The 12,939-nt window shown below is 46.8% G+C and carries 8 protein-coding genes; all 8 read left to right on the top strand.

What is annotated here, in order from left to right; all coding sequences use genetic code 11:
- The first annotated feature begins 91 nt into the window (after positions 1 to 91).
- The 8 genes from J6I44_RS06990 to J6I44_RS07025 all read left to right on the top strand — a co-directional run bounded on the left by J6I44_RS06990 (position 92) and on the right by J6I44_RS07025 (position 12,824).
- Positions 92 to 2,182 (top strand): sulfatase-like hydrolase/transferase, encoded by a 2,091-nt coding sequence (locus tag J6I44_RS06990; protein ID WP_265765320.1) that lies wholly within the window; start codon positions 92 to 94, stop codon positions 2,180 to 2,182.
- A 73-nt stretch (positions 2,183 to 2,255) separates the two neighbouring features.
- Positions 2,256 to 3,797 (top strand): arylsulfatase, encoded by a 1,542-nt coding sequence (locus tag J6I44_RS06995; RefSeq protein ID WP_265765321.1) that lies wholly within the window; start codon positions 2,256 to 2,258, stop codon positions 3,795 to 3,797.
- 253 nt (positions 3,798 to 4,050) lie between these two features.
- On the top strand, positions 4,051 to 5,793 hold the full coding sequence (locus tag J6I44_RS07000) for a sulfatase-like hydrolase/transferase (protein WP_265765322.1): 1,743 nt from the start codon (positions 4,051 to 4,053) through the stop codon (positions 5,791 to 5,793).
- Positions 5,794 to 5,831: 38 nt separating this feature from the next.
- Positions 5,832 to 7,238 carry a sulfatase family protein gene (locus J6I44_RS07005; RefSeq protein ID WP_265765323.1) on the top strand — a complete coding sequence of 469 codons (1,407 nt, stop codon included), beginning with the start codon at positions 5,832 to 5,834 and terminating at the stop codon, positions 7,236 to 7,238.
- A gap of 286 nt (positions 7,239 to 7,524) precedes the next feature.
- Positions 7,525 to 8,061 (top strand): gluconate 2-dehydrogenase subunit 3 family protein, encoded by a 537-nt coding sequence (locus J6I44_RS07010; RefSeq protein ID WP_265765324.1) that lies wholly within the window; start codon positions 7,525 to 7,527, stop codon positions 8,059 to 8,061.
- 77 nt (positions 8,062 to 8,138) lie between these two features.
- The gene (locus J6I44_RS07015; RefSeq protein ID WP_265765325.1) at positions 8,139 to 9,839 is read left to right on the top strand and encodes a GMC oxidoreductase; all 1,701 of its coding nucleotides are present in this window, start codon (positions 8,139 to 8,141) and stop codon (positions 9,837 to 9,839) included.
- Between the two features lie 248 nt (positions 9,840 to 10,087).
- A complete protein-coding gene (locus J6I44_RS07020; RefSeq protein ID WP_265765326.1) occupies positions 10,088 to 11,464 on the top strand; it encodes a 3-keto-disaccharide hydrolase in 1,377 nt (458 codons plus the stop codon).
- A 31-nt stretch (positions 11,465 to 11,495) separates the two neighbouring features.
- The gene (locus tag J6I44_RS07025; protein WP_265765327.1) at positions 11,496 to 12,824 is read left to right on the top strand and encodes a Gfo/Idh/MocA family protein; all 1,329 of its coding nucleotides are present in this window, start codon (positions 11,496 to 11,498) and stop codon (positions 12,822 to 12,824) included.
- Positions 12,825 to 12,939 lie beyond the last annotated feature (115 nt).

A 12,939-nucleotide genomic window follows, 5' to 3' on the forward strand; every position in this document is an offset into this window, starting at 1 on the left:
GGGACCGATAATCGGGGCTAATGGGCAAAAGAATCCAAAAGTTATCGGTAATGCTTTTTAGGGTTCTTTTGAAAACTCTTTTGAATATTCTATGGGATTAATAGGGATGATAACCTCCGGGCTGAAAAAAAGTTGGTATGTATTGGCAGGAATGGTACTCCTCTCAGGGATTACAGCTTGCCAGGAATCAGCATCTGAAAAAAAGGAAAATAAGTCCTCGCCGAATATCATTTTCATCCTCACCGATGATCTGGGCTATGGAGATTTGGGGATCACTTTTCAAAATAAGAGGAAAGAGCAGGGGCAACCTTTTCATCAAACGCCTAACCTGGATCAGCTTGCCAACGAGAGTATACTCTTAACCCGGCACTATGTTGGGGCACCGGTCTGCGCACCTTCACGTGCTTCTCTTTTACAGGGCGTACATCAGGGACATGCCAATGTGCGTAATAATCAGTTTGATAAGGCTTTATCGGATAATCATAATCTTGCCTCGGTGTTGAAGGCGGCAGGCTACCGGACGGGCATTGTAGGCAAATGGGGGCTGCAGGGACGGGCCGGCGATAGCCCCGAAAGCTGGGAAGCGTATCCCACCAAGCGGGGCTTCGATCACTTCTTTGGCTATGTTCGTCACGTCGATGGACATAATCACTATCCTGCACATAAAGCAGCTGATCGACCCGAGATGGAACTCTATTCGGGCAGTGAAGAGATATCTGAGCAGCTTCGTGGCGTTTATACTGCTGACCTTTTTACCGCGGCGTCCAAAAAATGGATTTCGGATAGTCAAGATCAGCAGCCGGATCAACCGTTTTTCTTGTACTTAGCATACGATACACCCCATGCCGGTTTGCAGGTAGCTCCTTCGCCGTATCCTGAGGGTGGCGGTCTGGAGGGTGGGGTCCAGTGGATTGGAGAAAAAGACCACTTTATTAATGCCGCTGACAGTACGATTGACGATTATATTCACCCGGATTACCGGGACCAAGACTGGCCGATGCCATATAAGCGTTTTGCCAGCATGGTTCGCCGTATTGATAATGGAGTGGCAGATATCCAGCAGCTGCTTAAAGATCTGGATATTGCTCAAAATACGCTGATTGTCTTTAGCTCGGACAACGGTCCGCATCGGGAATCTTATGGATACGGAAATTTCAACCCAACATTTTTTGATAGTTTTGGTCCGTTGGACGGCATAAAACGAGACACTTGGGAGGGTGGTTTACGCGTACCAACCATTGCTCACTGGCCTGGACATATTCCGGAGGGCAGAGTGGATAACACTCCCAGTGGTTTCCATGACTGGCTACCAACCTTTGCGGACTTGGCCGGGGTGCCTGCCCCGGCGCGAACCGATGGAGCCTCGTTAGTACCTTTGCTTACAGGAGAGAAAGAAGCTCATGATGGAGTAGTATATTCCGAATACCAGGTAGGAGGGCAAACTCCAAACTATGAGGAGTTTGATTCTTCTCATAGAGGGCAACGCCGTGGTCAGATGCAGGTTGTATATCTTGATGGGTATAAAGGCATTCGTCATAATATTCAGTCGGCAGAGGACGATTTTCGAATTTATGATACCATCGAAGATCCTGGAGAAGAGAACAACTTAGCTGGTAGCAGTCCAGAATTTGAAGACCTTCAACAGCGTATGAAAGCCAAAGTGCTTCGAATGCGAAGGCCGGACTCCACAGCTAAACGGCCGTACGATGATGTGGCCGTTCCCGCTGTAGATACACCAGAAAATATGGAGCCTGGTATTTCCTATGACCTTTATAATGTAGCTGCGCCGTGGACGCCCGATGTGACATCGATTAAACAAAAGCCTCTGCGATCAGGCACCAGTAAAACCTTTGATCTAAGCATCCGGAATCAGAATCATGATTTCATCATTGCCTTTGATGGGTTCATAAAAATACCCGAAACCGGATCATATTCGTTTAGCCTCTCAGCAGATCGCGGAGCCGTGATGCATATTCACCAGGCAACCCTCATTGATGCAGATAAAGGGTACGAGCCGGGAACCGAAATTTCTGGCACCATTCAGCTGGAAAAGGGCCACCATCCTGTAAAAATTACGTATGCGCACGGATCGCAGAGAGCCCCTGCTTTAAAATTATCGTGGCAGGGACCCGGCATAGAGAAAGAAGAAATTGGCGTGGAGTATTTATATCATAAAGAGTAATGCAATACTAAAAGACAATTATTAGCGGGTATTCTTGCTTGTTGATGATGACTTACAAAAGTATGTAGTCGATATGGGAATAAATCGAATAGGGATATTATTGCTGTTATTCTCGTATTTATTAGTGGCTTGCAGCAGTCCACCGACGGAAAAAGCAACCGATGTTTCGCAGCCCAACATTGTGTTGGTTTTGGCTGATGATTTGGGCTATTCGGATATTGGCGCCTATGGCTCGGAGATAAAAACGCCCCACTTGGATAAGCTGGCCCACAATGGTATTCGATTTACGCAAATGCATAATACCAGCAAATGTTTTCCTTCCAGGGCCACATTGCTTACCGGAATATATGCCCAGCAGAGCAATATGCACGACCGTCCTGAAACCTTTCATAACTCCGTAATGATTGGAGAAGTATTAAAAAGGGCGGGCTATCGAACCATGTTTGTGGGTAAGCATCATGGTACCGATAATCCGTATAACTGGGGATTCGACCATTATCGGGGCTTACGCGATGGGGCCGCCAATTACTTTAATCCGGGCTTGCAGCGCGAAGGCGAACCGATGCCGGCACAAAAACGTTATGGCGAGCGGGTGTTTGCTTTCGATGGTGATATTGAACAACCATTTACACCATCGGTCGACTACTATTCTACCGAAAGCTGGACGGACTGGTCATTGGATCTGCTGAATGAGTATAAAGATGAGGAAAAGCCTTTCCTGCTCTACTTGGCTTATCAGGCTCCACATGATCCCCTGCAGGCACCGGAAGAAGCGATAAATAAATATGAGGGCGTTTATGATAAAGGCTATGAAGCCATCGCGCAGGCGCGGTACAAGCGGCAGCAGGAATCAGGTCTATTAAATGATCGTTACCCAAGGTCTGAGCCCACCTACCTAAAGTGGAATACCCTGAGCGACTCGGCCCAAGCCGACCAAGTGCGCCGCATGCAGGTGTATGCCGCGATGATCGACCGAATGGACCAGAATATCGGGCGCCTCATAGATCAAATTCAGCAGATGGGTGAGTGGGAAAATACTCTGTTTCTGTTTGCCTCTGATAATGGAGCATCAGCAGAGGTGGTCAGCATCGGCGATGGTCCCATTGGATCCATGACCCGCTGGTCGTCGCTCAAAGAAGATTGGGCTAACGTAGCCAATACGCCCTTCCGATATTACAAAAATTACTCCTATGAGGGCGGTACGGCAACTCCTTTTATAGTCCACTGGCCAGCTGTAATCACCCAAAGCGGTTCTGTAAATCGTACACCTGCTCACTTTATTGATTTGATGCCCACGCTAATCGATATTACCGGGGAGAGCTATCCGGATGAGTATAAAGGAGAACAAGTACATCCGATGGAGGGAATCAGTTTATTACCCTTGTTCAAAGGGGAAGCTATTGAACGCGAAGATCCGCTGTTTTTTAACTGGAGTGATGGCAGTGCCATACGCACCGATAGGTGGAAGCTGGTTCGCGAGGGGGAGGAATGGCAATTATTTGATATGCAAACCGATCGTACAGAAACGAACAACATGGCTGATGAGGAGCCTGAGGTTGTTAGTGAGCTAAAAAATAAATGGCGGGAATGGGCAGACCAAGTAGGGATTGAATAGCAGCAAAATCATTCTTTGACTTCATTTGTCCAACGGTTAATCGGGTTGCCAGATTAAGCACTGAGAAAGGTAGTGGAGTCGAAATATTTTAAAAGTCTCTTGAAAGGAATAACAAGGGTTGCAATATTATTAAAAAGATAGCGAAAACATTATGAGTACCGTTTGGAGTAGTAAACTATGGATTGGGATTGTAATCGGGATGCTTCTATTAGGATGCAACCAGAGGCAGCCGAATTTTGAGAGACCGAATATTTTGTGGATCACTAGCGAAGATAACAGTCCATTTCTGGGCGCCTATGGCGATTCATTAGCGAATACCCCGAATTTAGATCGATTGGCCGAACGGGGCGTGGTCTATGAAAATGCGTTTGCCACTACTCCCGTCTGCGCTCCTTCACGGTTTACCCTTATTACCGGGCTGTATGCCAATGTGATGGGCACCGAAAATATGCGCAGCAGTTTTCCTACCCCGGATGAAATCCAATTTTTCCCGAAGTATCTGCAGGAAGCAGGCTATTATACCACCAATAACGTTAAGAAAGATTATAATACTGTTGATCAGCCGGAAACCTGGGACGAATCCAGCGACAGTGCCCATTATGAGAGTCGTGAAGAGGGGCAGCCGTTCTTTCATGTACGCAACTTCACGGTCACTCATGAAAGTCGACTGCATGATCCGGTAGATACGTTGATTCATGATCCCGATGAAATGAACATTCCACCTTATCATCCGGAAACGAGTGAGATTAAGACCGACTGGGCGCATTACTACGACCAGGTAACCAAGCTGGACACTAAGGTAGGGCAAGTACTGGAGGAACTGAAGGAATCCGGAGAAGCCGAAAATACGATCATCTTCTATTATAGTGATCATGGTGGAGTGCTCCCCAGATCAAAACGGTTTATGTTTGAGTCGGGGCTCCATGTGCCCCTCATCGTTTACTTCCCTCCGAAATATGAACATATGGCTCCAGATACCAACAGAACGGACCGGTTGGTTTCCTTTGTGGATTTCCCGGCTACGGTGCTCAGTCTGGCAGGTATTGAACCACCTGGATATATGCACGGGAAGCCGTTCTTGGGAGAATATGCCGAACGTCCCCGGGAGTACTTGCATGCCTACCGGGGACGAATGGATGAACGCATTGACCTGATCCGGGCTGTACGGGACAAAGAATATTTATATGTCCGGAACTTTATGCCGCACCGTATCTATGGTCAGCATTTGGCTTATTTGTGGCGAGCTCCTTCCATGCAAAGCTGGTATGAAGAATATGAGAATAATAATCTAAATGAGGTACAACAGCGTTTCTTTGAAGAAAAACCAGCCGAGGAGCTGTATAAGATTAGCTCTGATCCCCATAACATCAATAACTTGGCGGGTGATCCCCAATATCGGGGTGTCTTAAAAAGAATGCGGCAGGAGAATATCAGCTGGATGAAAAAAATGAATGATCTGGGGGTTATTCCTGAAGAGACGATTGACTCAATCCGTCAGGGTCGGTCGTTATATGATGCGGTTAGAACAAATGATGTGCCCATTGGTGAGATTGTCGATGTTGCTAATCAGGCGACCCGGGCCAACGCAATAGGTTTGGATAGCCTGTCTCAAAAACTAAACCATCCTGATGAGACTATTCGTTTTTGGTCAGCTACGGCTTTTTCTGTAGCAAATCCTGAGCCGAAACCCTATAGGGAAATACTGTTAAAGCATGCAGAAGATTCCTCTGTAACGGTTCGCATTGCTATTGCTGAAGCGCTGTATAACTATGGCGAAAAAAGGAAAGCACTAAGCATGCTCACAGAAGCATTAAATCATGAGCATACTTTTGTTAAGTTGAGAGCTTTAAATACCATTCAGGCCCTAAATACAGAAATATTGCCTAATTTCCTGATAGTGAAAATTAAGGAGTTGGAGCAAGCCCATGATGAACAATGGGGCACCGATTACTATATTCGAAGAGCTTCAAAAAGCATTTTGGGTGAAAATAAATAAGACGATAATTGAAATTTAAAATGATAAAGAGGGGGGGTATGCTATTTATAGATGAGGGAAAACAGAGAGCATATTACAGTAGGCTAGATTTCAAGCTGTGGGTAGGAATTATATTCTTGATGGTTGGACTTTCCGGCCGTCTGGCGGCAGCGGTAACCACAGAACCGGATCCGCCCAATATCGTAATTATATTTGCAGATGATTTAGGATATGGCGACTTGGGGGTGTACGGCCATCCGACAATACGCACCCCGTCACTTGATCGAATGGCTGCAAAGGGGATAAAGTTCACCCAGTTTTATTCGGGAGCTTCTGTTTGTACACCCAGCCGGGCGGCGTTGTTAACCGGACGTCTGCCGGTTCGCAGTGGCATGATGAGTGACAAATTCAGGGTTCTTTTTCCATTCTCTGAAAAAGGCCTTCCGGCTAAAGAGATAACCATTGCTGAAGCTCTAAAAGAAAAGGGATACGCCACTGCAGCAATAGGGAAGTGGCACCTTGGGCATGAACCCTCTTATCTGCCTACAAACCACGGTTTCGATACTTTCTATGGCATTCCCTACAGCAATGATATGAGCCTGAAGCGGCGAGGAGACCCCCCAGTGCCGTTAATGAGGGATAAGAGCATCATTGAGCAGCCGGCGAAACAGCAGACACTAACTCGTCGATATACTCGGGAATCTATTGCGTTTATTCAGGATCAGGGAAACCAGCCTTTTTTCTTATACCTGGCCCATACCTTCCCGCATGTGCCATTATATGCTTCCGAAGAATTTCGGGGCAAAAGTTCTCGCGGTTTGTATGGTGATGTGATTGAAGAAATTGACTGGAGCACCGGGAAGATCCTGAATGAGTTGAGGGAGTTGGGTATCGCTGATAACACCCTGGTATTTTTCACCAGCGATAATGGCCCTTGGATTGTCAAGAAACAGGAAGGAGGCTCGGCAGGACTCCTTAGAAATGGAAAAGGCACTACTTGGGAGGGCGGCATGCGAGAGCCGGCTATTGCATGGTGGCCGGGCACCATAGCCCCCGGGCAAGTCAGCCAGACGCTGGCTACTACCATGGATCTTTTTAGTACATCGCTGGCTTTAGCAGGGGCAGATCATCCGAAAGACCGTATTATTGATGGAATTAATCTGATGCCCGTACTTACCGGAAAACAAGAAGAGGTACGACAAGTAGTATACTATTACCGGGAGAAAAAATTGCATGCCGCACGCAAAGGTCCATGGAAGGCTCACTTTATTACCCAGTCGGCCTATGAGGGGGACAGGCGGGTACGACATAAGATCCCCCAATTATATAATTTGGAGAAGGATCCCGGCGAGCGATTTAATGTGGCTAAGAAACATCCACAAGTCATATCTGATATCAAAAAGATAGTCGAGGAACACAAGAAAAATTTAAATAGAGGTAAAGACCAGTTATCTGCTGTTAAATAATGAGCAGCAGTATTAGCAGGGATGAATAACATAGTTAGAAAGGTATTACGTATAACCTTTAGAAAATGATTTAGATAGTTATACTTAGCCTATAAATATTTTGAAATAATAATCTTATACCTATTTTAGGTGAAAGTTTTTTGCATTGTATTGAGAACTCTTCACAACGGTTTGCTCTCTGCTGCTTATAGATAGACATCATAGCCGTGGTTACGGTACAAAGAACAACGTTTGATAAAAGAAAACTGATAAATAGCCTTAAAAGAGATATAAGTCATAGATTATTATGGATAGAAGATCAGTATTAAAACAGCTTGCCCTTTTAGGAGGCGGTATTCTTTTAGCACCTTCCTGTAGTTTTGATTCAGAGCGGCTTTCGGTAGCATTAGACAATCTGGATATCACTCCCGATCAAGAACGCTCGTTGGCTGATGTTGTGGAAACAATGATTCCCGCGACCGATAGCCCGGGAGGCAAAGAGCTTAAGTTACATGAGTTTGTACTCATTATGGTGGATGACTGCCGGAGTGAAGAAGACCAGCAATTATTTGTAACGGGATTACAGGACCTTGACCCTTTCTTTAAAGAAGAGTTTGGAAGTAGTTTTTCGGAAAGTACCGCACTGCAGAAAGAAGATTTAATGGCCAAAGTGTTGGAAGAAAAGGAATCCCCGAATGCTGACTTCCCGGCTGTCGAGCCATTTTTATCCATGACCAAGCGATACTCGATACGGGGATTTTTAACCTCCCAGTATGTTATGACCGAGGAGTTACCGTATAAGTTAGTGCCGGGCTCTTTTGATGGCTGTGTCAAGCTTTCGTAGCCATCAAGCATTTCTAATAGCTGGCACCGGATCAGATATTTTTGAACAGGTTTTTGAATTCACAAACAAATAGTAGTATGGCAAATAGTAAGCAAGATCGTACGTATGATGCAATCGTGATTGGTTCTGGGATGAGTGGAGGTTGGGCCGCCAAAGACCTCACGGAAAAAGGACTGAAGACGCTGGTCTTGGAACGAGGGCAAAATGTCAAACATCCCGAAGATTATACCACCACGAATATGTATCCCTGGGAGTTTAAACACCGAGGCGAGATGCCGAAGAAAGTTACGGACGAAAATCCCATCGTCAGCCGCTGTTATGCTTTTAATGAAGACGCAGCCCACTTTTTTGTTAAGGACACCGAACATCCCTATGTGCAAAAAAAGCCGTTTGACTGGATTCGAGGCTACCAAGTGGGAGGGAAGTCGTTGCTTTGGGCCCGCCAAACACAGCGTTGGAGCAAATATGACTTTGAAGGTCCGGCGCGCGACGGTTTTGCTGTTGAATGGCCCATTGGATATGAGGATATAGCCCCGTGGTATAGCAAGGTAGAGAAATTTGTAGGCATCTCGGGCAACGAAGATGGCATCCCTCAGCTTCCTGATGGAGAGTTCTTACCGCCGATGGACCTCACCTGTGTCGAGAAATATTTTAAAGAGCAGATGGCCGAGCATTATCCAGATCGACCGATGATTATCGGTCGCTGCGCTCATTTGACGGAGCCACAACCCATTCATTTGGAGCAGGGGCGGGGCAAATGTCTGCATAGAAATCTTTGCCAGCGTGGCTGTCCCTTTGGAGCTTATTTTAGCAGCAACTCCTCCACACTGCCCTGGGCCGCTAAAACCGGAAATATGACGCTGCGACCAAACTCTGTGGTCCATTCCATTATTTATGATGAAGATGAAGGCAGAGCAACAGGGGTTCGGGTCATTGATGCAGAGACCAAAGAAAGTATTGAGTTTTACAGCCGCATCATTTTTGTTAACGCCAGTGCGTTAAACAGCACTATGATTTTGCTCAATTCTACCTCAAACCGGTTTCCAAATGGATTGGGTAACGATAATGGTTTGTTGGGCAAATATGTGGCTTTCCACAATTATCGGGCTACAATATCGGCCGAATATGAAGGCTATATGGACCGAACAACATCAGGCCGTCGACCAAACGGGGGCTACATTCCACGGTTCCGTAATGTATTTAGCCAGGAAACCGATTTTCTGAGAGGATATGCGGCAGGGTTCAGTGCCAGTCGCTCTTCACATCAAGATACAAATGGGGTAGGGAAATCACTGAAAGAGAATTTACTGAATCCGGAGCCGGGCCCCTGGCGTGTGGGTTCGCACATGATGGGTGAAACGATCCCCAAGGAAAGTAATTATGTAGAACTTAATCCGGATGAGCAGGACGAATGGGGTATGCCTCTGCTCAATGTTTCTGTGGATTACGATGAGAATGATGAGAAAATGATTGATGATTTTTTTGAACAGCTTACGGAAATGTATACTAAAGCTGGGTTTAATAATATTCGGACCAATGACTCTGAACAAGCACCCGGTCTTGATATCCACGAAATGGGAGGCGTTCGGATGGGCAAAGATCCCCAAACTTCGCTGTTGAACGAATGGAATCAACTGCATGAGTGTGAGAATGTTTTTGTGACTGATGGTGCTTGTATGACCTCTACCGGTACCCAAAACCCATCACTTACCTATATGGCGCTTACCGCGCGTGCTGCAGATTATGCCGTAAAGGAATTAAAAAAGCAGAATTTGTAATACCTCTGGTAGTCAATTCTATATGCCATGCTAAGAAATGTCTCTCTCCCTGGCAGAGGTTTCGAAATATTATGAAAATTAATTGAAGTCAATTTGCATGACCACCTTTAAAATGTTTATTTAGCTAATTGTAATCGATTGCGCATAAAAGGGGATCGCATCGATAGATCAACAATTAAAAGTAACTATAATTTTTTTTAACAAATGCAGCATCCGAATGCTGTACATAAAATACAAACTGTTAGACTATGAGACGTCTTAAACCACTCGTACTATTTCTTATTCTTTTTATACCCTTTCAGCTTCAGGCCCAGGATGGCTGGCAGCAACTATTTAACGGGGAAAGCTTAGATGGCTGGACCCAGCTCAATGGCGAAGCCAAGTATTACATCGAAGGAGACGCCATCGTCGGCGAAGCCGTCTCAGGGACCCCCAATTCGTTCCTGACGACCGATAAGGATTACGGCGATTTTATTTTGGAGTTCGAAGTGAAATTGGATCCGAGGATTAACAGCGGTGTCCAAATCCGAAGTAACAGTAACAAAGATTATATGGATGGCCGAGTACATGGCTACCAGGTGGAGTTGGACCCATCCGATCGGGCCTGGAGCGCCGGCATATATGATGAAGCACGCAGGGGCTGGCTCTATCCGCTGAGCGATAACAAGAAAGCAGGGGCCGCTTTCAACAATGGCAAGTGGAATACCATTCGAGTAGAAGCGGTGGGCTCCCAGATTTATACCTGGATCAACGGCGTACAGGCCAGCCGGCTTGTGGACGATATGACGGCCAGCGGATTTATTGGTCTGCAGGTACATTCTATTGGCGATCCCAGCCTGGAGGGAGCCAAAATTAAGTGGCGGGATATTAAAATCCGCACCGAAAACCTGGAAGAACACCGCCAGGCCCCCGATCCTCAGGTTAAAGAGATTAGCTATCTGAAGAATGAACTCACCGAGTGGGAGCAACGTCACGGTTGGCGACTGCTCTGGGATGGGAAGACCTCCGAAGGCTGGAGAGGAGCGAAGCTCGACCATTTCCCGGAAAAGGGCTGGGAAATTAATGAGGGTGTGCTAACGGTACAAGAAACCGATGGAGGCGAAGCTACCGGTCCCGGCGATATCGTGACTACGGATATTTACAGTGACTTTGAACTGGAACTTGAATTCAAGATTACCGAAGGGGCTAATAGTGGCATTAAATACTTTGTGGATCCGGAACTGAACAAAGGTCCGGGCTCTGCCATCGGCACCGAATTCCAAATTTTGGATGACCGGCGCCATCCGGATGCCAAGAGAGGAGTAGCCGGTAATCGTACGGTGGGTTCACTGTATGATCTGATATCTGCGAAAAACCTTTCCGTACCCGGCAGAGGAAAGCCCTTTAACGGCGTAGGTAACTGGAATAAGGCCCGTATTGTGTCCAAAGACGGGCATGTTGAACACTGGCTTAACAATCAGAAAGTGGTTGAATATGATCGTTTTTCCCAAATGTTTGCGTCGCTGGTGGCCTACAGCAAGTATCAAAAATGGGAAAGTTTCGGCCAGTGGCCCCAGGGACATATCCTGCTGCAGGATCACGGTAATGAAGTGAGCTTTCGAAGTATTAAAGTAAGAGAACTGTAACCGCATTTTTTAACTATTAGTCAACATAATTATGGAATCACGCAAAGAATTTCTCAAGAAAACAGCACTGGGTGCCGGGGGACTGGCATTAGGGCTGTCTGCTAAAAGCTATGGTAATATTATTGGAGCTAACGACCGCATCCGTGTTGCTTTTATGGGGTGTGGACGCCGTGTTCCGGCCTATTACGAGAGCTTGTCCGATCAGTTTAATACCGAACTGGCGTATATCTGTGACGTGAAAGCCAGCCAGCGGGAACGGGTGGCCGAGGGCTTAAAAGATAGAATTTCCTACACTCCTAAAATGACGGACGATATTCGGGAAGTACTTGATGATCCCGATGTGGATGCCATTTTCAATGCTACGCCCGATCACTGGCATGCTCCGGGATCACTGATGGCCATGCAGGCGGGAAAGCACGTTTATGTGGAGAAGCCATGCAGTCATAATCCTGCCGAGAGTGAAATGTTAATCAAGGCACAAAAGAAGTATGATAAAGTGGTGCAGATGGGGAATCAGCAGCGCTCAGCACCCCATACCATCGAAATTATCAATGAAATTCATGATGGGGTTATCGGTGATGCTTACAAGGCCGTTGCTTTTTATAGCAACAGCCGTGGACGTACGCCGAATCCGGTCCGCCAGGATGCACCCGATGATTTAAATTGGGAACTCTTTCAGGGACCGGCGCCCAGAGAAGACTATCGGCATGATACCTGGAATTACAACTGGCACTGGTACGGCTGGAAGTGGGGCACCGCCGAAACCGGCAACAATGCTACCCACGAGGTGGATGTAGCCCGCTGGGCCCTTCAGGTCGACTATCCGGACCAGGTACATGTTGATGCCGACAAGAAACACTTTGCCGATGACGGTTGGACCATGTACGACACGATGTATGCCACCTTTGAGTATCCCGGGGATAAAGTCATCAACTGGGATGGTAAAAGCCGCAATGGCTTTAACACCTATGGCTCAGGCCGTGGAACGATCATCTACGGAACCGAAGGTTCGGTATTTGTCAATCGTGGCGAGTACAAGCTCTACGACCGCAACGGTGACCTCGTCCGCGAGCAGTCATCCGGAGGGAACGAGCAAGGTACCGCGTTGGGTGGCGGCGGAAGTATGTCGACCCGCCACGTGCTCAATTTCCTGAACACCATCCGAGGCACAGAAACCGACCAGCATTCCCCCATTGATGAAGGAGCCAAAAGCGTGCACATGTGTCACTTGGCTAACATCGCCTACCGGGCAGGTAAAACATCGCTCGATACCGATGCTGAAACCGGATATATTTATGACGAGGAAGCTATGGAGTACTGGGGCCGGACCTATGAACCGGGCTGGGAGCCAACCGTTTAACCCCAAACATTTAATTAAGATGAAATCTCTTCAGTGGCTTTACACTGGAGAGATTTTTTATTTTCACCTTTCTTTTGCTGTATAAAGTTAACATACAACAGTAGATTTTACTTTG

It is taken from the genome of Fodinibius salsisoli, from assembly GCF_026229185.1.
In the GTDB taxonomy this organism is placed as follows: Bacteria; Bacteroidota; Rhodothermia; order Balneolales; family Balneolaceae; genus Fodinibius; species Fodinibius salsisoli.